Source organism: Bifidobacterium criceti (assembly GCF_002286935.1).
Taxonomy (GTDB): Bacteria; Actinomycetota; Actinomycetes; order Actinomycetales; family Bifidobacteriaceae; genus Bifidobacterium; species Bifidobacterium criceti.
The window spans coordinates 65320-91534 of sequence record NZ_MVOH01000015.1; the positions used below are offsets into that span (position 1 = coordinate 65320).

General features: G+C 65.1%; 20 protein-coding genes and 1 tRNA gene. 13 read left to right on the forward strand and 8 right to left on the reverse strand.

Features of this window, described 5'->3' with window-relative positions:
• Positions 1 to 152: 152 nt before the first annotated feature.
• The 4 genes from B1526_RS06860 (at position 153) to mfd (ending at position 8174) form a co-directional block, all read left to right on the forward strand.
• Positions 153 to 3344, forward strand: coding sequence for a UPF0182 family membrane protein (locus B1526_RS06860; protein WP_095615324.1), 3192 nt, complete (start codon positions 153 to 155; stop codon positions 3342 to 3344).
• Positions 3345 to 3466: 122 nt separating this feature from the next.
• Complete coding sequence (locus B1526_RS06865; RefSeq protein WP_095615325.1) at positions 3467 to 3979, forward strand: GNAT family N-acetyltransferase; 513 nt, start codon at positions 3467 to 3469, stop codon at positions 3977 to 3979.
• 54 nt (positions 3980 to 4033) lie between these two features.
• Positions 4034 to 4633, forward strand: a complete 600-nt coding sequence (gene pth, locus B1526_RS06870) for an aminoacyl-tRNA hydrolase (protein ID WP_095615326.1) — start codon at positions 4034 to 4036, stop codon at positions 4631 to 4633.
• Between the two features lies 1 nt (position 4634).
• Positions 4635 to 8174 carry a transcription-repair coupling factor gene (gene mfd / locus B1526_RS06875; RefSeq protein ID WP_235607092.1) on the forward strand — a complete coding sequence of 1180 codons (3540 nt, stop codon included), beginning with the start codon at positions 4635 to 4637 and terminating at the stop codon, positions 8172 to 8174.
• A gap of 54 nt (positions 8175 to 8228) precedes the next feature.
• Here the strand turns inward: mfd and B1526_RS06880 are convergent, their stop codons facing one another.
• From B1526_RS06880 to B1526_RS06890, 3 genes are all read right to left on the reverse strand, one after another.
• Complete coding sequence (locus B1526_RS06880; protein WP_095615328.1) at positions 8229 to 8951, reverse strand: ABC transporter ATP-binding protein; 723 nt, start codon at positions 8949 to 8951, stop codon at positions 8229 to 8231.
• Positions 8948 to 9946: an ABC transporter substrate-binding protein gene (locus B1526_RS06885; protein WP_235607093.1), complete on the reverse strand. Its 999-nt coding sequence runs from the start codon at positions 9944 to 9946 to the stop codon at positions 8948 to 8950. Before B1526_RS06885 ends, B1526_RS06880 begins: the two co-directional genes overlap by 4 nt.
• A 93-nt stretch (positions 9947 to 10039) precedes the next feature.
• Entirely contained in the window at positions 10040 to 10867 is an 828-nt protein-coding gene (locus tag B1526_RS06890; RefSeq protein WP_456061923.1) for an ABC transporter permease, read from the reverse strand.
• Between the two features lie 397 nt (positions 10868 to 11264).
• Between B1526_RS06890 and eno the strand changes: the two genes are divergently transcribed.
• The 8 genes from eno (at position 11265) to B1526_RS06930 (ending at position 18296) form a co-directional block, all read left to right on the forward strand.
• Positions 11265 to 12557, forward strand: a complete 1293-nt coding sequence (eno, locus tag B1526_RS06895; RefSeq protein ID WP_095615330.1) for a phosphopyruvate hydratase — start codon at positions 11265 to 11267, stop codon at positions 12555 to 12557.
• Between the two features lie 98 nt (positions 12558 to 12655).
• Positions 12656 to 13177, forward strand: a complete 522-nt coding sequence (locus B1526_RS06900; RefSeq protein ID WP_095615331.1) for an FtsB family cell division protein — start codon at positions 12656 to 12658, stop codon at positions 13175 to 13177.
• A 17-nt stretch (positions 13178 to 13194) separates the two neighbouring features.
• Positions 13195 to 14826, forward strand: coding sequence for a DUF501 domain-containing protein (locus B1526_RS06905; RefSeq protein ID WP_095615402.1), 1632 nt, complete (start codon positions 13195 to 13197; stop codon positions 14824 to 14826).
• Between the two features lie 36 nt (positions 14827 to 14862).
• Positions 14863 to 14942, forward strand: a tRNA-Leu gene (locus tag B1526_RS06910).
• Between the two features lie 142 nt (positions 14943 to 15084).
• Positions 15085 to 15720 (forward strand): cadmium transporter, encoded by a 636-nt coding sequence (locus B1526_RS06915; protein WP_235607094.1) that lies wholly within the window; start codon positions 15085 to 15087, stop codon positions 15718 to 15720.
• Positions 15721 to 15796: 76 nt separating this feature from the next.
• Entirely contained in the window at positions 15797 to 17266 is a 1470-nt protein-coding gene (locus B1526_RS06920; protein WP_095615332.1) for an L-serine ammonia-lyase, read from the forward strand.
• A gap of 93 nt (positions 17267 to 17359) precedes the next feature.
• The gene (locus B1526_RS06925) at positions 17360 to 17767 is read left to right on the forward strand and encodes an FKBP-type peptidyl-prolyl cis-trans isomerase (protein ID WP_095615333.1); all 408 of its coding nucleotides are present in this window, start codon (positions 17360 to 17362) and stop codon (positions 17765 to 17767) included.
• Between the two features lie 46 nt (positions 17768 to 17813).
• Positions 17814 to 18296 carry a GreA/GreB family elongation factor gene (locus tag B1526_RS06930; RefSeq protein ID WP_095615334.1) on the forward strand — a complete coding sequence of 161 codons (483 nt, stop codon included), beginning with the start codon at positions 17814 to 17816 and terminating at the stop codon, positions 18294 to 18296.
• A gap of 102 nt (positions 18297 to 18398) precedes the next feature.
• On the opposite strand, the gene trhA is transcribed toward B1526_RS06930, so the two are convergent.
• The gene (gene trhA, locus B1526_RS06935; RefSeq protein ID WP_095615404.1) at positions 18399 to 19277 is read right to left on the reverse strand and encodes a PAQR family membrane homeostasis protein TrhA; all 879 of its coding nucleotides are present in this window, start codon (positions 19275 to 19277) and stop codon (positions 18399 to 18401) included.
• Between the two features lie 208 nt (positions 19278 to 19485).
• On the opposite strand from trhA, the gene B1526_RS06940 reads away from it, so the two are divergent.
• A complete protein-coding gene (locus tag B1526_RS06940; RefSeq protein WP_095615335.1) occupies positions 19486 to 20964 on the forward strand; it encodes a sensor histidine kinase in 1479 nt (492 codons plus the stop codon).
• Positions 20965 to 21079: 115 nt separating this feature from the next.
• Here B1526_RS06940 and B1526_RS06945 read toward each other — a convergent pair whose 3' ends face one another.
• From B1526_RS06945 to B1526_RS06960, 4 genes are all read right to left on the reverse strand, one after another.
• A complete protein-coding gene (locus B1526_RS06945; RefSeq protein WP_024541252.1) occupies positions 21080 to 21355 on the reverse strand; it encodes a WhiB family transcriptional regulator in 276 nt (91 codons plus the stop codon).
• Positions 21356 to 21482: 127 nt separating this feature from the next.
• The gene (locus B1526_RS06950) at positions 21483 to 23198 is read right to left on the reverse strand and encodes an FtsK/SpoIIIE domain-containing protein (protein WP_157908715.1); all 1716 of its coding nucleotides are present in this window, start codon (positions 23196 to 23198) and stop codon (positions 21483 to 21485) included.
• Positions 23199 to 23302: 104 nt separating this feature from the next.
• A complete protein-coding gene (locus tag B1526_RS06955) occupies positions 23303 to 24226 on the reverse strand; it encodes an LCP family protein (RefSeq protein ID WP_235607095.1) in 924 nt (307 codons plus the stop codon).
• Positions 24227 to 24623: 397 nt separating this feature from the next.
• Positions 24624 to 26105: an LCP family protein gene (locus tag B1526_RS06960; protein WP_407641009.1), complete on the reverse strand. Its 1482-nt coding sequence runs from the start codon at positions 26103 to 26105 to the stop codon at positions 24624 to 24626.
• Between the last annotated feature and the right edge of the window lie 110 nt (positions 26106 to 26215).

A 26215-nucleotide genomic window follows, 5' to 3' on the forward strand; every position in this document is an offset into this window, starting at 1 on the left:
TATCCGATGTGCCATCCGACCTGTCAGCGGCCCATCGCGGCGGCTCCACGCGCCCAGTCTAGCAACCACGCGTGCCACGGGCCCGCGGCATCCCCACGATTCCTTCACATGGCGGGATGCGTGTCTTCATATCCGTTTTGTAGACTGGTCGAATGTCTTTCTTCGATTTCGGGCCCCTCTTCGGGCAGGGACCGCACAAGCGGCCGGGACGGTCGGCGCATACGTCCAATGACGATCCGATTGTCATCAACATCGAAACGGACGGCGACGAGGCGCCGTCCACGTCCGGCACGCCGCCGACGAACCGGCCGCGCATCACCCGACAGACGCCGTCGGGCGGCTCAAACCGTGGATACAAGATCCTCATCGCCGTCGTCGTCGCGCTCGCCGTCGTCGTCGGCTTGTTCTTCGCGGTCGCGTCGTTCGCGACCGATGTCATGTGGTACGACCAGCTCGGGTTCTCGAGCATCGTATGGACGTTGCTCGGCACGCGCGTCGGCCTGTGGATCGCCTATGCGCTGCTCATGGTGCTCGTCACGTACGTCGCGGCGACGCTCGCGATTCGTGCACGCCCCGATTTCGCCGACGGCTCGACGATCCGCATCAACGGCGACACGATCGAGATCGGACGGGGCGTCTCGTCGAAGACGGCGCGCCGTGTCGCCGTCGGTGTCTCGCTCGTCGCCGGCCTGTTGTTCGGTTCGAGGTTCAACGCGAACTGGTCGCAGATCCTGCTCATGTTCCATGCGAAGCGCTTTGGCGTCGCCGACCCGCAGTTCGGCATCGACAACGGTTTCTATGTCTTCGTGTTGCCGGGCCTGTCGTTGCTGCTGTCGGCGCTTTCGGCGCTGTTGTTCGTCGCGCTCGTCTTCTCGATTGTCACGCATATCGCGATGGGCGGCATCCGGTTCACGATGCCCAAGCGGGGACGTGGCATCTTCTCGATGACGCGCCGCGCACGCCGCCAGATCGCGGTGTGGCTCATGCTGTGGATGTTCTCGTGGGCGGCGAACCAGGCGCTTTCGGTGTTCTCGACGCTCACGGCCGATGGCGACCGCATCACCGGTGCGACCTACACGACGGTCAACGCGTCGATCCCGATCACGTTCATCCTCGCGGGGCTCACCGCCGCCGCTGGCGTCATCCTCGGCGTATGGCTCATGCGTTCGCCCGCGCTGACCGACGCCGCTTCGGCGAAGACGGCGCCGTTGGCGAGCGCATGGAAGGAATGGCGTGTGCCCGCGGTCACCGTCGCGTCATGCGTCGTGCTGTCACTGCTGCTGTCATCGTTGTGGCCGGCGCTCCTGCAGCGTTTCCGTGTCAACCCGAACGCGCAGGAGATGGAATCGGCGTACATCCAGCGCAACATCGACGCGACGCGCGCCGCCTACGGGCTCGACGCCGTCAAGACCGAGGAATACCGGGCTACGACGAAGGCCGAGGCGGGCGCGCTCCAGCAGGACACGGAGACGACGGCGCAGATCCGCCTGCTCGACCCGCAGATCGTCTCGCCGACGTTCAAGCAGCTGCAGCAGATGAAGCAGTACTATACGTTCGCGGACACGCTTTCGGTCGACAAATACGACATCGACGGCGTCAACCAGGACACCGTCATCGCGGCGCGTGAGATGGACCTCACCGGCAACGACAACCGCAACTGGGTCAACGACCACACCGTGTACACGCACGGCTACGGCGTCGTCGCCGCCTACGGCAACCGGGTGACGAACGATGGGCAGCCTGAGTTCTTCGAATACGGCATCCCGACGCAGGGGTACCTGACCGAGACGCAGCATTACGAGCCGCGCATCTACTTCTCGCCGAACGCGCCCGAGTATTCGATCGTCGGCGCGCCGGAAGGCACGAAGTCGTGGGAGTTCGACTATCCGACGTCCGGCGCCGAGGGGGCGACGACGACGTTCGATGGGGATGGCGGCCCGAAGGTCGGCAACATCGTGTCACGTCTGCTGTATGCGATCCGTTTCGGTTCCGACCAGATCCTGTTCTCCGACCGTGTCAACGCCGATTCGCAGATCCTCTACGACCGTTCGCCGAAGGAGCGCGTCGCGAAGGTCGCGCCGTACCTGACGCTTGACGGACGCGTGTATCCGGCGGTCGTCGACGGCCGCGTCAAATGGATCATCGACGGCTATACGACGTCCGACAAGTACCCGTACGCGCAGATGACCGACCTCGCGTCGGCGACCGAGGATTCGACGACGGTCTCGTCGTCGTCGGTCGCGGGGCTTGGCAACAAGCGCGTGAACTACATCCGCAATTCGGTCAAGGCGACCGTCGACGCGTACGACGGCTCCGTCGACCTGTACACGTGGGATGCGGACGACCCCGTCCTCCAGGCGTGGCAGTCGATCTTCCCGGCGAACTACCATCCGATGTCCGAGATATCGGGCGATCTCATGGCGCATATGCGCTATCCGGAGGGGATCTTCAAGGTGCAACGCCAGCTGCTCGCGAAATACCATGTGACGCAGGCGAGCCAGTTCTTCTCCGGCGAGGACTTCTGGCAGACCCCGGTCGACCCGACCGAACCGCAGGCGCAGCAGGCGCAGGACGTGCTCCAGCCGCCGTATTATCTGACGTTGCAGACGGGAGGGTCGAAGGAACCGGTGTTCTCGCTCACGAGCACGTACATCCCGGCGGGCGCGAGCACAAGGGAAATCCTCACCGGCTTCCTGTCCGTGGACTCCGACGCGGGGCGCACGAAGGGCGTCAAGGGGCCCGATTACGGCACGATACGCCTTCAGGAGCTGCCGAAGGATTCGAACGTGCCGGGCCCGGGGCAGGCGCAGAACAACTTCAACGCCGACGCGGACGTCTCGAAGGAGCTCAACCTGCTCGAATCGGGTTCGACGCAGATCGAACGCGGCAACCTGCTCACCTTGCCGCTCGGCGGCGGCCTCGTCTACGTCGAACCGGTGTATGTGAAGTCGTCGGGTGCGACGAGCTATCCGCTCCTCAAGAAGGTCCTCGTCGCGTTCGGTGACAAGGTCGGCTTCGCGGACACGCTCGACGAGGCGCTCGACCAGGTCTTCGGCGGCGACTCAGGTGCATCGGCGGGCGATGCGGGCAACGCCGGGGCGACGGCCCCGTCGGACGCGGACAAGCCTGCATCGAAGGACGACGCGTCATCCGGTGACGTCTCGAAGGGCGGCGCCTCGTCCGGACAGACGAAGGACCCCGCGCTCAAGGCGGCGCTCGAGGACGCGTCGCAGGCGATGAAGGACGCGGACAAGGCGATGAAGTCCGGCGACTGGAGCGCCTACGGCGAGGCGCAGAAGCGCCTTGAGGAGGCGGTCGGCAAGGCGCTCGAACTCGAACAGTAGCGTCCACCGACCATCGGCGGCCGTCCCACGGGCTGCACCGGCCCGTGGGACGGCCGCCGTTTTTGCGCCGCGCGGCGAAGCGAAGGCGGTCGAATTCCGCAACATGGTTATGCTAGGACGTTATGACCACATACAGCTACAGGCAGGCCACCGACGATGACGTGACCGTCGTCACCGACGTCTACAACGAAGCCGTCATCGAAGGCGGATCGACGACGGACCTCACGCCGGTGGGCTACGGCGAGCGCAAGGCGTGGCTCGACCGGCACCGCGACCCGTATGCGGTGTTCATCATCACCGCCGACGACGGGCAAGGCGTGCGCCGCGACATCGGATTCGCGTCGATCTCGGTGTTCTACGACCGTCCCGGATACGACGGCGTGTGCAGTCTCGCCTACTACATCGCGAAGGACGCGCGTGGCGCCGGCGCCGGATCGTTCACGATGCGCACGCTCCTCGATGAATGCGCCGCACGCGGCATGCGACGCGCCTGCACGACGATCTTCGCCGACAACGCCGCATCGACCGGCCTGTGCGCGCGCTTCGGCTTCACACGCTACGGCCTCATGCCCGACGCCGCCTACGATTCACAAGACACGCTCCACGGCATGAGCTACTGGTACTTCGACGTGTGAGCCACACCCCCATACAATGACACGACCGACAGGGCAAGAAGGAAGGAACGACAGATGGCATCGGACTACTGGCTCATCGCAGGACTCGGCAACCCTGGGGCGAAATACCGCAACACGCGGCACAACATCGGATTCATGACCGTCAACCTGCTCGCGGAACGCTGGAACGTGCGCTTCGCGAAGCACAAAGGCCTCGCCGACCTCGGCAAAGGCGTCATGACGATGGGAGGCGCGCGCGAGAAGGTCTTCCTGTGCAAACCGCTCACCTATATGAACGACTCCGGGCAGGCAGTCCAATCGATCCGCGAGTACTACCATATCGAAACCGACCGTATCATCGTCATCCACGACGACATGGACCTCGACTTCGGACGCATCAAACTCAAATCCGGAGGATCCGCCGGCGGTCACAACGGCATCAAATCGATCGACCGTTGCCTGCACACACCCGACTACGCGCGTGTACGCATGGGCGTGGGACACGCGAGCCGCGCGGGCGATGCGCATGACAACACGATCAACTGGGTCCTCGGCGAATTCAACGCCGCCCAAAAAAAACAGCTCCCCGAATTCCTCGCCGACGGCGCCGACGCGGCCGAGGCGATCGTCTTCGATGGACTGACGAAAGCACAGGACAGGTTCAATGCCCGCTGACATGAACGAACACGAACTCCACCATGGTTCGCTCGCGGCGCTGCGCGCCGCGCTCGACGCCGACCCCACGTTCCATGACCTCGCCCACGGACTCGCCGACACCCCGGACGCGGCGGGCGACCCCAGTCTCGTCATCGGCGCTCCCGACGGCATCCGCCCCGCGCTCGCGGCGGCGCGCGCCGCGCTCGACCCCATCGTCATCGTCGTGCCGTCGGGCCGTGAGGCCGAGGAGCTCGTCGACGATGTGCGCTCATGGTACGACGGCGACCCGGCGGCCGTAGCCCAGCTTGAGGCATGGGAGACGCTGCCGCATGAACGTCTTTCGCCACGCGCCGACACCGTCGCGAACCGCATGGAGGTCTTCCGCAGGCTGTGCCACCCCGAGCCGGGCAACGCGATGTTCGGGCCGATCCGCATCCTCGTCATGCCGGTGCGTTCGCTCATCCAACCGGTCGTCGCCGGCATCGGCGACGTCGAGCCGCTCGTGTTCACGGTCGGGGAGGAGGTCGCGCTCGACGAGGCGTCCGCGGCGCTTGTGCGCAACGCCTACACGCGCGTCGACCTCGTCATGGACCGCGGCGAATTCGCCGTGCGCGGCGGCCTCATCGACGTGTTTCCGCCTACACTGCCGCATCCGGTGCGCATCGAGTTCTTCGGCGACGAGATCGAATCAATCCGTGAATTCCACGCATCCGACCAACGCACCTATGGTGGGACCATCGAAACCGTATGGGCGACGCCATGCCGCGAACTGCAATTGACACCCGAGGTCCGCGAACGCGCGCGTTCGCTCATCGGACGCATCCCGAACGCCGACGACATGCTCGAATCGATCGCGCAGGCGATTCCCGTCGAAGGCATGGAATCGCTCATGCCGGCGCTCATCGACGACATGTGCCCCGTCTCGTCGATGCTGCCGCGACGCTCCGTCGTCATGCTGTGCGACCCCGAGAAGCTGCGCCGTGCCGTCGACGACCTCGCGAAGACCGCGAACGAATTCCTCGCGACGAGCTGGCATGTCGCCGCGTCCGGACACGGCGCGGGTGCCCCTATCACCTTCGACGGGGCGAACTTCCTCGCCTACGACGAAGTCGTCTCCTCACTCGCATACAGCGAACGCGAACTGTGGAAGGTCAGTGGGTTCACCGTCGACACATCGATGCCCGGCCATCTGCAGATCGACGCGCAGACGCCGCGGGAGTTCCGCGGTGACGAGCGGCGCACCGAACAAGGCGTGCGCACACTGCTCGCCGACGGCTACGCCGTGACGCTCACGGCGGCTGCACAAGGCACGCTCCACAGGCTCACGCGCATGCTCAACGCCGTCGGCGTGACCGACGTCACACCGGTGCGCTCGCAGGCGCGCGACGGCTTCATCGAACACCGTGCGAAGGTCGCGCTGCTGACCGAACGTGACATCACCGGGCGTGAAAGCGCCGCCGGTGGGCCGAAGACGCCACGCAAACGCCGCAAATCCATCGACCTCATGGAGCTCAAACCCGGCGATTTCGTCGTGCATGAACAACACGGCATCGGCAGGTTCATCGAGATGCGCCAGCGCACGACCGGTTCGGGAAGGAACCGCACGACGCGCGAGTACCTCGTCATCGAATACGCGCCGGGCAAACGCAACGCGCCGCCGGACAAGCTGTTCATCCCGACCGACCAGCTCGACCTCGTGAGCAAGTACATCGGCGCCGAGATCCCGAAGCTCAACAAGCTCGGCGGGTCGGACTGGGCGGCGACGAAGGCGAAGGCGAGGAAACACGTCCACGAGATCGCGCAGAACCTCATCAAACTGTATTCGGCGCGCCAGCGCACGAAGGGGTTCGCGTTCAGCAAGGACACGCCGTGGCAGAAGGAGCTTGAGGACGCCTTCCCGTACCAGGAGACCGCCGACCAGCTCACGACGATCGACGACGTCAAGGCGGACATGGAGAAGCCGCTGCCGATGGACCGCCTCATATGCGGCGACGTCGGCTTCGGCAAGACCGAGATCGCCGTGCGTGCCGCGTTCAAGGCCGTGCAGGACTCCAAACAGGTCGCCGTGCTCGTGCCGACGACGCTCCTCGTCCAGCAGCATTATGAGACCTTCACCGAGCGCTTCGAGGGGTTCCCGGTCAACGTCGCGGCGATGAGCCGTTTCCAGAGCACGAAGCAGATCAACGAGACGATCAAGGGCCTCGCCGACGGTTCCGTCGACGTCGTCATCGGCACGCACAAACTGCTCAATCCGAAGATCACGTTCAAGGACCTCGGCCTCGTCATCATCGATGAGGAGCAGCGCTTCGGCGTCGAGGCGAAGGAGGCGCTCAAGGCGATCCGCACGAACGTTGATGTGCTGAGCCTGTCGGCGACGCCGATCCCACGTACGCTCGAAATGGCCGTGACCGGCATCCGTGAGATGTCGACGCTCGCGACGCCGCCCGAGGACCGTCTGCCGGTCCTCACCTATGTCGGCGCGTACGAGGACGCGCAGGTCACGGCGGCGATCCGCCGCGAACTGCTGCGCGGCGGCCAGGTTTTCTACATCCACAACCGCGTCGAGGACATCGACAAGAAGGCCGCGAAACTGCACGAGCTCGTCCCCGAGGCGCGCATCGGCATCGCACACGGCAAAATGGGGCGCAAACAGCTCGATCAGGTCATCCGCGATTTCTGGCACCGGGACATCGATGTGCTGCTGTGCACGACGATCGTCGAGACCGGGCTTGACATCTCGAACGCGAACACGCTCATCGTCGACCATGCCGACCGTTTCGGCTTGAGCCAGCTACACCAGCTGCGCGGACGCGTCGGCCGCGGCCGCGAACGCGCCTACGCGTATTTCCTGTACGATCCAGGCAAGCCGATGACCGAGCAGTCACACGAACGACTCGTGACAATCGCGCAGAACACGGCCTTGGGAAGCGGCTTCGATGTCGCGATGAAGGACCTCGAGCTGCGTGGCACCGGCAATCTGCTCGGCGATGAACAAAGCGGCCATATCGAGGGTGTCGGGTTCGACCTCTATGTGCGCATGGTTTCCGAGGCGATTGAGGATTATAAGGAGCCGGACCGCACCGAGCCGCCCGTCGTGTCGATCGACCTGCCGATCGAGGCGTCGATTCCGGTCGACTACATCGATGCGGACAAGTTGCGTCTCGAGGCGTACCGCAAACTCGCCGAGGCGAGGGACGACGACGACCTCGAGGAGCTGCGTGAAGAGCTCACCGACCGCTACGGCAAGCCGCCGCAGGTCTTCACGTCGCTTTTCGACATCGCGAGGCTGCGTGAGCGCGCCCGTGGCCTCGGCATCACCGAAATCGTCGGCCAAGGCGGCAAGCTGCGCGTCGGGGGGATCGATCCGCCCGAATCGGTGCGTATGCGCATCGAACGCATCTACAAGGGTGCCCAATACCGTCCGCTCACGCACACCTATATGATTCCGACGCCGTTCGAGGGGACGCTCGGATCGGGGCCGATGTCATCCGATGACGTCATCAAGTGGACCGAACAGCTGCTCGACGACCTCGCATGGACGCCGAAGCCGCGCACATGACGGCATGCCGGCTATGCGTGGTCCCGGCCGGGATGTGCTTCCCTGCCGGGACCCTCAGGCGGCCAGGGCGTCGCGCAACCGCTGTTCGAGCAGTGCATGGCCGACGGGACGCCCCACGTCGTCAAGCGAGGAGCGGTCGACATGCATCTCGTCATGGATCTCGCCGCCGGCGAGCACGAGGATGCGGTCGGCAAGCCGCACCGCCTCGGCGACGTCATGCGTGACAAGGACCGTCGCGAAGCCGAGCTCCGCACGCAGGCCGGCGAGCAGGTCCTGCATGTCGAAGCGTGTGAGTGCGTCGAGCGCGCCGAACGGCTCGTCGAGCAACAGCAGCTGCGGTTCGCGTACCAACGCGCGGGCGAGCGAGACGCGCTGACGTTGGCCTCCCGACAACGCCGCCGGCATCATGTCCACGGCATCGGCGAGCCCGACATGCATGAGCGCCCGTTTGGCGGCCGCCTTGCGTGCCCGGCGCATCGACGAGGCGCCGTCCGGCCTCATGCCGAGCGTCACATTGTCCCAAACGCGCAGCCAGGGCACGAGCCGCGCATCCTGGAACCCGAACGAGACGCGGGCGTCTGTGCTCACCGCACCCCGTTCGGGTTCGAGCAGGCCGGCGATGATGCGCAGAAGCGTCGATTTGCCGCATCCCGAGCGTCCGATGAGCGCGACCGTCTCATGCACGCCGACATGCATGCGCACATTGGAGAGCACATCGTGGCCGCCGAATGATTTGCATACGCCGTCGAGTGTCACGGCCTGCGTCGGCGCGTTCATGCGCTGCAGTCCATCGTCGCGGCCGCGATGTCCGGCGTCGTGTCGATGAAACCGAAATCGACGTATTCCTTCGCCTGCGCTTCGAGCATCGCACGCCCTTGCGCGTCAATCGGCAGGATCTTCGGCACATCGAACTGTGCGATCTGCTCGGCGGTTTCATCCGAAGCGCCGAATTCCTTGTAGGCGTCGGTGATGATCGTGGGACGCCGCTGCGCCGCTTCGGACTCTTTGACGAGCGCACGGTACATCGCCTTGACCGCTTCGGGGTGTCTTGTCGCGAAATCCTTCGAGACGATGTGGATTGACACGTTGTGGTTGTCGTAGTCCTCGCCATCGATGAGCAGCTTCGCGCCCGGTGTCGCGACCGCCGCGGCGAGGTTCTGGTCGAATGACGAGAGCGCGTCGATCTGCCCGGAGGTGAACGCGGCCTGGAAATTGCTCGGGCTCATTTCGACGACGTCGACATCCTCGACGTCGACATCGGTGTGTTCGAGCGCCTTGTGCAGGACATAGTCGCCCGTGCCGCCGCGTTTGATGATCGCGACCTTCCTGCCCTTCAGGTTATTGAGTGACGTGATGCCGGAACCGGGGGCGGCGACGATGCCTTGCGAATCGCCTTCGTAGTATTCGATCGCGAATGCCATCCATGGCTGGCCCTGGGCGAGGAAGTCGATGAACGACCCGGTCCCGGTACTTGTCGCATCCGCGTTGCCGGACAATACGGCGGCATAGGCGTCGGTCGGGTTGTATGGGCCGGTGAATTCGACGTCGGTCGCGCCCATCGTCTCATCGAGGAAAGGCTCGTCGCGCACCGTCGTCAGGTAATTCGCCGTGGACAGGTAGGCGACACGCATCGGGGCGTCGCCGTCGGAGCGTGCCTGCGGTTGCTCGCCGCATGCGCATGCGGCGAGCGCAAGCGCGGCCGCGCTCACGGCTGCGGCGGCTGTGCGTGCGAGTCGCGGCATCGGGCGGGACATAAGGGATTTGGATGACATGATGCCTCCTTCTGGCATGGCGGGGCCGGCCGGGGATGACCGGACCGTGTGGGTGAATTCGATGAAGGTGATGGTTGGTGAAACAGACGGCTGTCAGGCATGCACACGCACTGCGCGCTCAAGCATCGACACGAGCCATTCGCTCAGCAGCCCGAGTGCCGCATACAACACGATGCACAGCACCATCTGGTCGGTGCGGAAGAACTGCTGGGCCCGGGAGAGCAGATAGCCTATGCCGGCAGAGGAATTGACCGTCTCACATGTCACGAGGGCAATCCACGAGACGGTGAGCGCGAAGCGCAACCCGGTCATGAATTGCGGCAGCGCACCGCGCAGCAGGATCTTCATGAAGACGACACGCCGCGGCATGCGGTAGGCGCGTGCAAGCTCGAGGAGTCCCGGGTCTATCGCGCGCACGCCGTCACGTACGTTGACGTAAATGAGCGAGAACGCGCCGATCGCGATGAGGGCGACCTTCATCGCCTCGCCGATGCCGAGCATGACGATGAGCAATGGCGCAAGCGCGGGGAAGGGGATGGCGCGCAGCATATGTGCCGGTTTGCCGATGACGGCTTCGCCGATGCGGCTCGCACCCGAGATGATGCCGGCTGGCACGGCGAGTGCGACACCGATCGCAAGCCCCGCCATGACGCGCGCCACGCTGACGCGCACCGATGGCCACAACACGCCGTCGGACGCGAGTGAGGCGGCAGCGGCGGCGACTTCGCCGGGGGAAGGCAACGCACGCGTGCCGGCGGGAGAACGTGTGCCGAGGAACCACAATACGACGAGCACGGCAGTCGACGCCCACGCGATGAGCGTATGCGCCGCGAGATACGGCATGCGTCGTGCGCATGCGGCGAAACGGCTGTCCGGCTGGCCGCCGTGCGCGCCGCGGTGTATGGCATCGCGAGCGCGCATTTCGTGGTGTGTGGGCACGATGGTGCCGGGATCCTCCAAGGTCGACATGACATTCCCTTCGATAGCATTGTCTATTTCAGGTTCGACGAGTGTGATCTCAGCCCAGCCGACCCGCTTTCCGCGCCGCTCCGCATCAAGCGGATCGCAGCGGACGTCCAGCATGTTCAAGGTCATGGCCCGGGCACCCCGTGTCGGCGAACATTATCGCCGCGACCACTGGACAATGTCCATCCGTGTGTATGGTTCGGACGCGGCGTGGGCCGCCTGCGGACACATCGCGCGCATCCGTTGGAGGAGGGTGAGCGCTCACATTATTCGCTCGGGAAACTTGCGTCTCGTCCAACAACGGCATTACTCTTGCAAATGTCATCACAACCCGTACACATAAGGAGCAGTTGTGGCAGCAATTGAAAGCGTGTATGCACGCCAGATCCTTGATTCCCGTGGCAACCCGACCGTCGAGGTCGTACTCGACACCGAAGACGGCGCGCGTGGCATCGGCCTCGTCCCGTCCGGCGCGTCGACCGGCGAAGCGGAGGCTTGGGAGCGTCGCGACGGCGACAAGTCCGTATACATGGGCAAGGGCGTCCTCAATGCGGTCAAGGCCGTCAACGAGGAGATCGCGCCGAAGGTCATCGGCATGGACGCGGCCGACCAGCGTGCGCTCGACGACCTGATGATCGAGCTCGACGGCACCCCGAACAAGGGCCGTCTCGGCGCCAATGCGATTCTCGGCGTCTCGCTCGCAGCCCTCTACGCGGCCGCCGAGACCGCCGAACTGCCGCTCTACCGTTACATCGGCGGCACGAACGGCCACATCCTGCCGGTCCCGAACATGAACATCATGAACGGCGGCGCGCACGCCGACTTCGCGACCGACATCCAGGAGTACATGATCTCCCCGTATGGCTTCGAGACCTATTCCGAGGCGCTCCAGGCGGGTGTCGAGGTCTACCACACCCTCAAGAACGTCCTCAAGAAGCAGGGCCTTGCGACCGGCCTCGGCGACGAGGGTGGCTTCGCTCCGAAGATGAAGACGAACGAGGACTCGCTCAAGTACATCATGGACGCGATCTCGGCCGCCGGCTATGAGCCGGGCAAGCAGATCGGCATCGCGCTCGACGTCGCCTCATCCGAGTTCTACAACAAGGAGACCGGCCTGTACCACTTCGACGGCGAGGACCGTGACGCCTCCTACATGCTCGACTTCTACGAGCAGCTCGTCGACCAGTTCCCGATCGTCTCGATCGAGGATCCGTTCCAGGAGGAAGGCTGGGAAGACTGGGCGAAGATCACGAAGGCGCTCGGCGACCGTCTGCAGTTCGTCGGCGACGACCTCTTCGTCACGAACCCGGTGCGCCTCAAGAAGGGCATCGACATGGGCGCGGGCAACTCGCTGCTCGTCAAGCTCAACCAGATCGGCACCGTCTCCGAGACGCTCGACGCAATCGAACTGGCGACGAAGAACGGTTTCACGTCGATGGTCTCCCACCGTTCGGGCGAGACCCCGGACACGACGATCTCCGATCTCGCGGTCGCGAAGAACACCGGCCAGATCAAGACCGGCGCCCCGGCGCGTGGCGAGCGCATCGCGAAGTACAACCGCCTGCTCGAGATCGAGGAGGAGCTCGGTTCGACCGCCGAGTACGCCGGCTACAGCGCCTTCAAGGCCTGCAAGCAGTACATGTGATCGCACATGCGGCGCGCATCGTGACGCGCGTCGCATGATCATGTGACCAATCCGCCCGCCGCATCCGCTCGTCGAATGCGGCGGGTATTTTCGTGTCCATGAGCACACGGACACGCGCCACACGACCGAAACCGGCGACGCCGCGCAAGACGAGCGCGGGGCCGATCGCCTTCTTCGTCGCGCTCTTCATCATCGCATTGGGGCTCATCCAACTCGTCTCGACATTCCATTCCTATGCGCTCGACCTGTCCGAGCTCAACAGCCTGAGGAAGCAGGAGGCGGCGCTCGTCGCCCAGAAGAAGGAACTCGAGAACGACATCGACCGGTGGGACGACGACGCCTATGTGACCGCGCAGGCACGTGAACGGCTCGGCTATGTGTTCCCGGGGGAGCAGCCGATCCGTGTCGAGCATCCCGAGGCGGTGACCGGCAGGAAGACGCCGACGCCGCTCGACGGGACGAACGGCGCACAGGAATCGACGTTGCCGTGGTACAGCGAGATGGCGTATTCCTTCAAGGAAGCCGACGCAGGCAAGACGAAGACACAGGACGGAGACCATGGCGAAGGCGCCACGCAGCCGGACGGCGCGGGCGACGACAAGACGAAGGAGCAGCAGTGACCGAATTCGACGCCGATATGATGCAGCAGGCGAGCGCGCTCGTGGACCGGTTCCTCGCCGAACCCGCGGACAAAGGGGACATCGCGACCGTGGGCGCGCAACTCGGAAGGTATCCGCGCGGCATGGTCGCCGTCGGCGCACGCTGCCGCTGCGGCCGTCCACTCGCCGTCATCACGCGTCCACTCGTCGACGGGAGGATCCCATTCCCGACGACGATGTACCTGACGAGTCCCGAAGCCGTCAAGGCCGCTTCACATCTCGAAGCGGACGGCGTCATGAGGGAATACAACGCGCGCCTCGCCGAAGACGAAGACCTGCGACGCGCCTACGAACACGCCCATATGATGTACCTCGCGTTCCGCCATGCGCTCGCCGCGCGGCTCGGTGACAGCGAGGAGCACATCGAGGGCACGAGCGCGGGAGGCATGCCGACACGTGTCAAATGCCTCCATGCACTCGTCGCACAGAGCCTCGTCATGGGGCCGGGTGCCAATCCAATCGGTGATGACGCGTTGGCGCGCATGCGCGATGAATTCACGCCGGACGCGTGCCGTTGCGTGCCACTTGACAAAGCGGACGCCGGAACACGCGCGCGTCGCGCTTCCACGCGTGGTGGTACGGCGGAGGGACAGAGGGATGGTCAAGCGGACGACGGCGCGCCGTCGGTCACCGTCGCCGGCATCGACTGCGGCACGAATTCGATCCGTCTCAAGATCGCCCGTGTCGACGCGAACGGCATCCACGATGTCGTCCCCCGCATGCTGCGCGTCGTACGCCTCGGCGAAGGCGTCGACAAGACGCACCGCTTCGCCGAGGACGCCCTTGAGCGCACCTATGCCGCCGCGCGCGAATTCGCCGAAGTCCTCGCGACGCACGATGTGGACGCGCTGCGGTTCGTCGCGACATCGGCGACGCGCGACGCCAGGAACCGCGAAGAGTTCGAGGACACGATCGAATCGATCCTCGGTGTGCGCCCCGAAGTGATCAGCGGCACCGAGGAAGCAGACCTGAGCTTCCTCGCGGCGACGGCGATGACGACGCGCGACGACCTCGAACCGCCGTTCCTCGTCGTCGACCTCGGGGGAGGGTCGACCGAACTCGTCGTCGGCGGCGCCGGGAACGAGGCGACGACGGTGTGCGCCGCGTTCTCGATGGACATCGGTTCGGTACGCATGACGGAGCGCCATCTGCATGCCGATCCGCCGACACAGCAGGAGGTCGATGACACCGTCATGGACATCGACCGGCACATCGACGAGGCCTTCGCCCATGTGCCCGCCGGCACCGTGAACACGATCATCGGCGTGTCGGGCACCGTCACGACGATGACGGCGCTTGCGATGGGATTGACGCAATACGACCATGCCGCCGTCGACGGTGTGCGCATGGATTTCGCGACCGCCTTCGACGTCGACGACCGATTCCTGCATATGACGCGTGAAGAACGCCGTGCGTACAAGACGATCCATCCGGGGCGCATCGATGTCGTCGGCGGCGGCGCGCTCATCTGGAACCGCGTGCTCGCGCGTGTCGCCGAAGCCGCCTTCGACGACCACGGCAAGGTCATCGACTCGTATGTCGCAAGCGAGCATGGCCTGCTCGACGGGCTTGTGCTCGACTTGGGACGTCGTTTGCTTGCCAAACGCTGATATGGCATAATGACGGTTTGGCCGCCGGCGCGGCCCGCCCCCATGGCGAAATCGGTATACGCATTCGACTTAAAATCGAACGCTTCGGCTTGTGGGTTCGAGTCCCACTGGGGGCACCGGAAACGTGGGCCTCCCATCCGCCGCGACATGTCGCGGCGGATGGGAGGCCCACGCGCATCCGATGGCGGACGCTCCTCACGCACACGTCATGCCCCCGTAACACAATGCGCGCTTTTGCTCCGTACACTCCCAAGCATCATGGCAATCAGACGAACGGACGATGGGAACGACATGGGCGAATCAACCTCGATGCGGACGGCGGACACGACACGCGCACGGCGGTACATGGACATCACGAAGGACAAGACAAGCGGCGTGCCGATCATGCTCGCGCAGGCAGTCGTGCTCGCCGCGACACTCACAGGTTGTGAGATCTTCTGCGCACCGCTCACCGCGAACCTCGAACCGTCCGTCTTCGCGCTCGTGCCGTGGGCTGGCGTCTGCGCGTTGCTCGCCGTCATGTTCGCGTATGTCGTCGGCTTCGCACTGCTGTGGTGCGCCGAATCGTTCGCCTACCGCATGCGCCGCAAGCTCCGGCCGCTCGTCTACGCGTCGGTCGGTGCGCTCTCGTTCGGCGTATGGACGGTGTGGGTCATCCTCGGCATCCGCAATATGATCACCGGACGGCTCGGCGCGGGCGTGCTTTCCTCGCACGACACGATGCTCATGGGGGTCAACGGCGCGTTGCTTGGCCTTGCCGCGTTCTTCGCCGCCTATACGCTCGGCGAACGGCTCGCGAAGCACCGTACGGCGCTCATCGTGGCCGCAGCCGCCACGGTGCTCATCGCCTGCTATGGCGGTTATGTGCTGTACACGATGATCCACGCGCTGTGACACCGCGGCGCCGTCGGCTTACGCGTCGCGCGAGCGGCCATGGCATTGCGGGGGACGCGCACCTATACTGCCGTGTATGTTCAGCGTGCTTGATCTGTTCTCCATCGGGGTCGGCCCCAGTTCATCGCATACGGTAGGGCCGATGCTCGCGACGCGGGCGTTTGCCGCGGCGATGCGCGAACGCGGTGTGCTGCCGCATGTCGGACGCGTCGCCGTCGTGCTGTACGGATCCCTTGCGCTCACGGGACTCGGCCACGGCACCGACCGCGCCGCCGTCGCAGGGCTCGAAGGCAATGATCCGCAACACGTCGACACGACATATCTCGCCGACATCCACACACGTTGCGACGCGCGCGGCACGATCGATCTCGATGGCACACGCACGGTCCCGTTCGATTTCGACCATGACATCATCCTTGACGTGTGGCATCGCCTCGCGGCGCATCCCAACGGGATGCGCCGCATCGCCTACGGCGGCGACGGTACCGTCATCTTCGAACAGGTCTGGTATTCGATTGGCGGCGGCTTCATCCAGGAAGGGCTCGTCAACGACGCTGTCCTGCCGCTGCACGAGCACGGTGCCGAGGCCGAGCGCGTCGCGAAGGAGACACGCGAAGGGGAGTACCGAAGTCAGGACGAGCTCAACGGTGTGCCGCATCCGTTCATAAGCGCGGACGAGCTGCTCGCGATATGCGACCGCGAACACAAGCCGATCGCGCGCATCGTCCGTGAGAACGAGGCGGCGTTGCACGGCGCGGATGTGCTCGACAGGCGCCTCGACGCGATTTGGGAGGCGATGCGCGCATGTGTCGTCGCCGGCTGCACAAGCGTGCAACGCACGCTCCCGGGAGGGCTTGACGTCCCGCGCCGTGCGCCGGGCGTCTATGCGCGCCTGCGCAACGCCGGCGACGTACTGCACACGGGCGTCGTGGGACGCTTCCGGGAACTTGAATCCTCGCCGACGGCGTGGGTCGACCTGTTCGCGCTCGCCGTGAGCGAGGAGAATGCGGCGGGCGGCCGTGTCGTCACGGCGCCGACGAACGGGTCGGCGGGGGTCATACCGGCCGTGCTGATGTACTCCCGTACGCTCCTCGCGGATGCGCGCGACGAGGACGTACGCGATTTCCTGCTCACGGCCGGGGCGATCGGCTACCTCATCAAGCGCAACGCGTCGATATCCGGCGCCGAGGTCGGCTGCCAGGGCGAGGTCGGCTCGGCGTGTTCGATGGCGGCGGCCGGGCTGTGCGCGGTCGTTGGGGGCACGCCCCGGCAGGTCGAGAACGCGGCGGAGATCGGCATGGAACACCACCTTGGCTTGACATGCGACCCAGTCGGCGGATTGGTGCAGATACCGTGCATCGAACGCAACGCCGTCGCCGCGAACACGGCGCTCGTCGCGGTGCGTATGGCGATGCTCGGCGACGGCTCGCACATCGTGACGCTCGACCAGGTCATCCGGACGATGAAGGAGACCGGCGAGGACATGATGGCGAAGTACAAGGAGACGTCGAAAGGCGGCCTAGCGCTCAATGTCGTCGAATGCTGACGGCGCGGCCGCGGCGTCCGGTTGGGCCTTCAGGCGCAATGGGGCGGCGTGTGCTACTCTATGTTGCGTCGTGCTGAGAACCAAGGAGGAAACATGGCTCAGGATATGCCAGCGGTCGAGGGCGCGTTCGGCGACCTTCCGGTGATGACGTTCCCGCAAGGGGATGCGCCCAAGGGGCTCAAGGTCGTCGAACTCGTCGAGGGCAATGGCCCGATGGTGCGCCGTGGCGACACGGTGACCGTCAACTACCACGGACAGGTGTGGGGCAATGACAAGGCGTTCGATTCGAGCTTCGAACGCCATCAGCCGGCGAGTTTCGGCATCGGCGTCGGCCAGGTCATCAGGGGATGGGACCAGACCGTCCCAGGCCACAACGTCGGCTCGCGTCTGCTCATCTCGATCCCGCCGGAGTACGGCTATGGCTCGCGTGGCGTGCCGCAGGCCGGCATCGGCGGCGATGACACGCTCGAGTTCGTTGTGGACATCATCTCGACGCGCTGACAATGGCGCGGGGCCGCACCGCGGCCTTGTATGAAGGAGGACACACATGGCGGAAGAGGAAAAGACCGTCCTGCTCACGCAGGACGCCTATGACAAGCTCAAGGAGGAACTCGCATACCGCGAAGGCGAGTACCGCGAGGAGATCACCGAGCGCATCGCCGCGGCCCGCGCCGAAGGCGACCTGTCCGAGAACGGCGGCTATCAGGCCGCACGCGAGGAGCAGGGCAAGAACGAGGGGCGCATCAACGAGCTCATCGTCAAGCTGCGCAATGCGAAGATTCTCGAGGCGCCCGATGCCGGCACCGTCGGCAACGGCTCGCTCGTGACGATCGACCTCGCCGGCCGCGAGATGAAGTACGTGCTCGGTTCACGTGACATCGCCGTCGCAACCGACTACGACGTCATCAGCCCCGAATCGCCGATCGGCGCGGCGATCCTCGGTGCGCACGAAGGCGATGTCGTCACCTACAAGGCGCCGAACGGCCGTGACATCTCCGTTACGGTCAAGGAGGCGAAGCCGCTCGACTGAGCGCACCACGGCATGTACGGATATGCGGGGGCTCCCGGGGGAGGTCCGTCGACGGACCTCCCCCGGGAGCCCCCGCATATCCGTACATGCCGTGGTGCGCCGCTAGGCGAGGTGGCAGATGACGAGGTAGATCGCGACCATATGGCATGCGTATCCGGCGATTGTCCCCAGATGGAAGATCTCGTGGAACCCGAAGGCCTTCGGCCACGGATCGGGACGGCGCAGCGCGTAGACGACCGCTCCTGCGATGTAGCATGCGCCACCGGCGAGCAGCAGCCAGACGACAGCGGGACCGGCGGCGGGGGAGGTCCAGAACAGGCCCATGAACGCGACGCCCGAGACGCCGAAGATGATATAGACAATCGTGTACAGCCAGCGTGGCGCGTTGATCCAGATGACGTGGATGCCGATCGCGACCGCCGTGCACGACCACATGCCGATGATGATCGTGTTGCGCCAGAACGCGTCGAGTGCGAAGGAGACGGGCGTGTAGGTGCCGGCGATGAGCAGGAAGATGTTGACGTGGTCGATGCGGCGCAGCACGTCGGTCACGCGCGGCGACCAGTCGCCCAGATGGTAGGCGGCGGAATTGCCGAACAGGATGAGGGACGAGGTCATGAAGATCGCGCATGCCCATTTGAGCCCTGCGCCGTGCGCGAGGCATATGAGCACGATGCCTGCGGCGACCGCGAGCGGTGTGGCGCATGCGTGCAGCCAGCCGCGCATGAGCGGCTTCTCGCGCCCGTGGACGTCGAGGCGGATCTTGCGGGGTTTGCGCGCCGTCCGGACGCCTTCGATCCTCGCCGCCTTGGCTTCGCCTTTCGCGATGACGTGTTCCGCCCTGCCGTCGGCCTTCGCGCGGATTGCCGCCGCTTTCGCATGCGCCTTGCCGCGCACCGCTTCGGCTTTCGCCTCGAGCGCTTTGCGCTGCGCCTGTGCCAGCGCCTCGCGCTTCGCGTCGAGCCGCGCCTGCGTGCCCATGTCCCTGTACACGCCGCCCACGTCATGCGCCGGGCGCGCGTCGACCGTCTGGTCTGTCGTCATGCCGACCACCCTCTCTAGGTTACGCAATCGTAGGTTACTTTATCGTAGGTTGATGACGTGTGTGGCTTCCTGCGGACGGATTGCGCCGAGCGCGAGCGCAACGGACGCCGTGCCGCCGCGGCCGTGCTGCCATTATCATGGTGGCATGGCAGATTTTTCACAGATTCTCGCGACTCGTCCCGATTTCGACGCGTCCGACAAGGAATGGCTCCATCATCTCGTCGCCGACTGGCAGGTCATCGCCGATCTGAGCCTCGCCGACCTGCTGCTTGTACTGCAAAAAGGCGACGGCAGCTTCGTCATCGCAGGCCAATGCCGCCCATCCACGGTCGTGAGCCTGCGCGCCGACGACGTCGTCGGCGAACGTGTCGACGACGAACTGCAGGAGGAGATGACCGAGGCGATGGGGTCGACGGGCATCTACCGCTCGTCGGTGCTGCGCAAGGTCGGTGATTCGACGGTCTGCAATGTCTACGCGCCACTGCGTCACAACGGCAAGACGCTCGGCCTCGTCATCAGGGAGACGAACCTCGCGACGCGCGAATCGAACGGGCGCTACGAACTCGAAAGCATCCGCGCGGGCAAGCAGCTCTATGAGATGATCCCCCGCGGCCAGTTCCCCTACAAGGACGCGGTCCTCAGCCAGCGTCACAACGCCCGCGTATCCGACGGGTTCATCCTGCTGTCCGCCGACGGCATCGTCCAATACGCCTCCCCGAATGGCATCAGCTGCTTCCGCCGCCTCGGCATGGTCGACATGCTGCAGGGCGAGAACCTGAGCGAGGTGGGCACGAGCCTGATCCATGAGAACGATCCGGTCCCCGAATCATTGCCGCTCGTGCTCCTCGGCAAAGCCGCGATCGATTCGGAACTCGTCGCGAACCGGTCGGCCGTGTCGATGCGCTCGCTGCCGCTCATGGACGAGACTGGCCGCATCGGTGCGGTCGTGCTGTGCCGTGATGTGAGCGAACTGCGCCGTCGTGAAGTGGAGCTGCAGACGAAGGACGCGACGATCTCCGAGATCCACCACCGCGTCAAGAACAACCTGCAGGCCGTGTCAGCGCTCCTGCGCCTTCAGGCGCGCAAGACGAAATCGGAGGAGGTCAAGAAGGAACTCAAAGAGGCGCAGCGTCGTGTGCAGACGATTGCGATGGTGCATGAGGGGTTGAGCCAGTCCGCCGATGAGATCGTCGATTTCGACAAGGTCATCGCCAACCTGCTGCGTATGAGCGTCGACCTGACGGCGATGAGCGACCAGCGCATCTCGGTCGACTTCGTCGGCAAATTCGGCATGATGCCCGCGCAGGACGCCACGCCATTGTCGCTTGTGCTGACCGAACTGACGACGAACGCCGTCGAACATGGCTATGAGGGGCGCAAGGAAGGCCATATCACGGTCACGGTCGGCCGTCAGGGCAACCATCTTGACATCGTCGTCCAGGACGACGGCAACGGCATGGGTAGCGAGGAGGAGGACGGCATGGCTCGTGCCTCCGGTTCGGGGCTCGGCACGCAGATCATCAACACCTTCGTCACGAACGATTTCGGAGGGACCGTCGATTGGGAACCCGTCGAGACGGGAGGTACGCGCGTGCGGCTCAACATCAAACTGCGCGCCGCATAGGCCTGTGTCCGTCCCATCAAAGGGGGAAGGCCCTGTGTGTGGCCGCCACAATCGTCGTGGCGGCCACACACAGGGCCTTCCTGATGTTCCGGTGATGCGGTATGCCGCGGACCGTTCAGCCGAGCTGCATCGACGCGGAACGGCGCGCGCGCATCGCACGGCGTTTGAGCGCCCTGCGTTCATCCTCGCTCAGGCCGCCCCATACGCCGTAGTCCTGGTTCGTGTCGAGCGCGCATTTGAGGCATGCGTCGATGACTTTGCAGGTACGGCAGACGGACTTGGCCTCCTCGATCTGCTGATAGGCGGCGCCGGTGTTGCCGACAGGGAAGAACAGTTCCGGATCCTTGTCGCGACATGCCGCCTTCGCACGCCAATCGAATGCACTGCTCATACTGATGACATCCTTCTGTCTGATTTCGATAACGAGTACGTTGCTTATGCTAAGCAATAACCCGCGCAATTTCAAGAGCCTGCGTGAAATTCGGCGGTATGCATCGTGATATCGCCGCCGTGGCGCGTCAGGGGCATGCGCATTGCACGAGGCGGATACGGCCGGCTTCGATGAGGACGCCGCGGCCCGCGTTGCGCATGTCCTGCGCGTTCATCGCGTCGAGGAGCGGCGCGGGGATGCCGTCGGCGAGATCGACGGCGCGGTCACCCGTCGGGAAGATGAGGCGGCGTGTGCAATGGTCGGGGACGCGCAGCCGCCGGGTTGTGCCGAGCGCAAACACGACGCATCCATGGCCGTTGCACACGAGATCCTGGATGCGCACAGCCTCGGGATCGGCGTTGAACGGGTCGAACCATGCGTCGGCGTCGTCGAGGCATACGACGTCGAGACCGCGCGCTTCGGCCTGGGTCCCGATGAGGGTGAGCAGCGTCGTGCGCCCCCGCCCGGGACGGCCGATGACGGCGAGGTTGCCGTCGGATGTGTCGAGCATGCAGGCGCCGGTCGCCACGCCGTCGTCCTCAAGGCCGATCGGGATCATCGTCGGCGCAGCGGACCGGGCATCGGCCATCCGCGCGACATCGCAGGGCCGTACGCGCGTGGGCAGCGGGGCGGTGAACAATGCGGGTTCGGTGCGCGCCCCGTGCACGCGCGCCGCACGGCGCACCTCATCGACGAGCCGTGCCGGATCGGGATTGGCCGCACAACGCAGGAGCGTATGCGCGTCATCCTGTTGGGCGATTGCGGCGCCCGGCGCCTTCGCGCCGATGAAGGCGGCATCGCTCACGCCGAGGAGTTCCTGCGACTGCATCGGATCGCGTACGCGCAGACAGACGCGCAACGCCATGTTCGCCTTCATCGGTGCGCTGACCTCGCCGAGCGGGTTCTGCGTGCAGACGATCAGATGCATGCCGAGCGAACGGCCGAGTGACGCGATACGGGCGAGGCGTCCGGTCAGATCGGGCAACTGCCCGGCAAGCATATGGAATTCATCGACGATGACGACGAGTCTCGCAGGTGCGTCGGCGATGTCCATGAGGTCGGATGCATGTTGCGCGGCGGCGATTCGTTCGCGCCGTGTCAGTTCGCGTTCGAGCGCGAGCAGCGAGCGTTTCGCATAGGCGAGGTCGAGGTCGTTGACGCAGCCGCGGACGTGGGGGAGCGCGCCGAGCACATCCATCGCCGATCCGCCTTTGAAGTCCAACAGCACGAATTGGATGCGTTCCGGCGGATAGCGGCACGCGAGCGCAAGGCACCAATCCTGCAGCAGTACCGATTTGCCCGATCCCGTCGTCCCCGCGACGATCGCATGTGGTCCGAAGCGTCCCATGTCGATGTCGACGGCGTCGCCTGCGGTGTCGAGGCCCACGGGCGCATGGCAGCCGGCGTCGTGGATGCACCACAGGTGCGCGATTGAGCGGAACGGTGCGGCGTCGTCGGCGAATCCGAGCAGTGTTGGCAGGTCCGGGGGTGCGATGCGGGCGGCCGCGGCCGCAATCGTGGCCGCCGCCCGGTCCCCGTCGGGCGTGGACATGCCGCCATATGCGGCTGGGGCGCCTATGGCATCCGCGTCGTCGCCGGCATGTGGATGCGCCGTCATGAGCATGAGCGATGCGAGTGTCGCGACGCAGCCCGAGCCAATCATCATCGCGAAGAGCCACTGGCGTTGGATGACGAGCATCATGAGCATCACGCACTGCGCCACGAGCGGCGCCGCATAGGCGCACAGCTGCAGGCGGCGCATCTTCGCCGTATGCCCCGTGTCCCTCGTCGTGCCGTTTTTCATGCGCACAGTGTCCATGGATAACGGTTGCTGTGGCAAATGGCCGGTGCGCCGTATGGCGCCTCAGGCCATGGGGTGCACCGGCCGCGGATGGCCGGTGCACCGCGTCATTGCTGCGTTTCCGCCTGTGTGCCGACGGCGCCGGGTGTGTGTTCGCCGTTGGCGAGCTGCTTGAACAGGTCGGTGTTGCGCGCGTCGTCGAGCAGGACCGACGACCCGACGCCATCGACGTAATAGTCGGGGTCGGTCCAGTACACGGTGCCGGTTATGCCGTCCGCACCCGAGGCGTCACGGAAAGCGAGCAGCATCCTGAGCATCGTCATCGGAGATGCCTGTTCGTCGACGGTGACCGCGTCCATCGCCGCGTCGCCGACTTTCGTCAGCTTGCCGATGTTGAGCAGTGTCGAGGGGGATGCCGCTTTCTTCGCGATTGCGCCGATGACCTGGCGTTGGCGCATCGCACGGCCGAAGTCGCCTTGTGGATCGGAGTAGCGCATGCGTGAGAACGCGAGCGCCTGCGTGCCGTCGACGACATGGCAGCCGGCCTTCCAGTGCATGTCCGATTTCTCGTCGTCGACATCCGCGTCGTAGCACAGTTCGACGCCTCCGAGCGCGTCGACGATCGTCGTCAGGCCGCCGAAGTTGATTTTCGCGACATGGTCGATCTTCTGGCCGGTGATGCCCTCGATCTGCGCGACGAGTGCCTTCCTGCCGTACAGGCCGAGCACGGCGTTGATCTTCGAGAGGGTCCCGTCGACTTCGACGAGCGAGTCGCGCGGGATCGAGATGAGTGAGCTGGGTCCGTTCTTCGGTTTCGTCAGGACGAGGATCGTGTCGGTGCGTTCGCCGGTCGTGCCGTCCTGGCCGGTCGTGCCGTCGCGTTCGTCCGAGCCGAGGATGAGCCATGAGGTCGCCGGTCCTGATGGAGTGGCGGTGAGCCAGTCCTCGCGTCGCAGTCCGTTGTCGACCCAATGCCATGCGCTCACGCCCGCGATGGCGACGGCGGCGAGCAGCAGCACGAGGACCGTCACGACGACGTTGCGGACGCCGTGTTTGCGCGGTGGTGTGTTACGCGTTGCCGCGGAAGTGCCGCGGGCGGGATTCGGTGCGGATGGAGGTGTGGCGGTTGCACGGGGTGTCATGGATGGTGCCGGTGCATGACGCTCGGAAGCGGTGTGCCGTGACGCACGCGGTGGAATCGCCGCCGTTGGTGTGGGGGTTGTGTGTGCACGTGCGCAGTGGGGCGCGAAGCTCGGCGGCGTCGTGGGCGATGTTGGCGTCTGCCGACGCTCCGCGGGGGTGGACGGTGTCGTCCGGCGCCTGGGTTTGGGGGCGAAGCTCGGTGGTGTCGTCGAATCATCGGTGCCGCTCATCGTTCCTCCACTGGGCGCGTCGCGCCGTTGTGATCATGCATGGATACGTCGCCCCTCATTCGTGCTTCGTCGGGACCGAGCATATGGTCGAGTTGAGATATTGGTAGGCGATGCCGATGTACTGCCCGGTGTCGGGGTCGGTGATCGCTCCGTTCTCCGGGTCGACGGTGCCGTTCGTGTCCGGGTCGATGAGTGTGCCGTCCTCCTGCTTGATGAGGCCGGTCTTCGGATCGACCGTCGGTTGTGGTTTCGCTGTAGGCGTAGCGGTGGTTCCGTCTGACGGGGCGGGAGCGTCGCTCTCGGACGGAGAGACGCCCTCGGATGGTGATGTGCTGTTGGATGGCGACGCGCTTTCAGACGGTGACGCATTGTCGCCCTGGTCCGTCTGCGGGGCGTCATCCTCCTTTGTGTCCACCTCATCGCCACCGTAGAGCGGCTTGTCGTCGCGCAGCTTGTGCCAGACCTCGTCGGCGGTGTCTGCCCATACGACGCGGTTCGGGTCGAACGGCGCCGGCACGACCGGCACGGTCTGCGCGTACACATGCGAGATGTCGAGGTTGCGCAGGCTCAGTGCGAGCGAGACGAGGGCGTTCGTGTCGGCCATGCCGGAGCTGATGTTGAGCGACCGGAGTGCGGCGAGCGCCAACTGGTACAGCTCGTTCGTCTGGGTGAACATGTTCTTCGATATCGCCTCATTGATGACCGATTTGATGAGGTATTGTTGGCGTGTCGTTCGCATGATGTCGGATCCGTCCGTGCCGGAGCCGTGGCGCATGCGCGCGTAGTTCGTCGCCGCACGCCCGTCGAGATGGTGCAGGCCCTTCCTCAGGTCCATGTCGGTGTTTGGGTCGACGGTGTCGACGGGGATGCACACGTCAACGCCGCCGATCGCGTCGATCATGTCCGCAAGGCCTTTGAAATCGACGACGATGAAGTTCGTGATATGCATGCCGGTGAGCGAGTTGACGGCCGTCACGGTGCAGCTCGCGGCCGTCGACAGGTCGCCGCCCTCGCGGTACGCGGTGCTGAACACCGAGTTGAACATGACGCCGTATTGTGCGGGGATGTCCTTGCCGCCCGTTGTCTTGCAGCTGGGCACGTCGACGATCGAGTCGCGCGGGATCGAGACGATGTTGATGAACGAGCGGTCGGCGCTGATGTCGACGACCATCGTCGTGTCGGCGTTGTGCAGGCCATCCTCGCCGTCATGCAGGCCGCCGGACAGGTCGGCGTTGCCGTCGTCGCGCGTGTCCTGACCGATGAGGACGAATTTGATCGCCTTGCCTTTGTTGGGGTCGAACCGTTCCTCCTGCGGGATGAGCGATTCGACCTTGCCGTCGATGATGGCGTCGTTGAGGCTCAGCCATGTCGCCGCGGCGACGGTGCCGACGAAGACGAGCGCCGCGGTGACGACGCATGCGATGATACGCAGCAAGCGGTGGTGGATACGCCAGGACGACGCGCTGTGCCGCGGATGCGAACGGCGTGAGCTGCCCAGATATGCTTCGCGTGTCTTCTTCGCGGTGTGAGAGGCCAACGGTCCAACCTTTCGTGCGTCGTTCCTTGGGTTCGGCGAACCCATGCGCGGCATGGCCTTCACCGTGCCGGTACGCGTAATCGTAAGCGATTATAAGGCATGATGGTGAG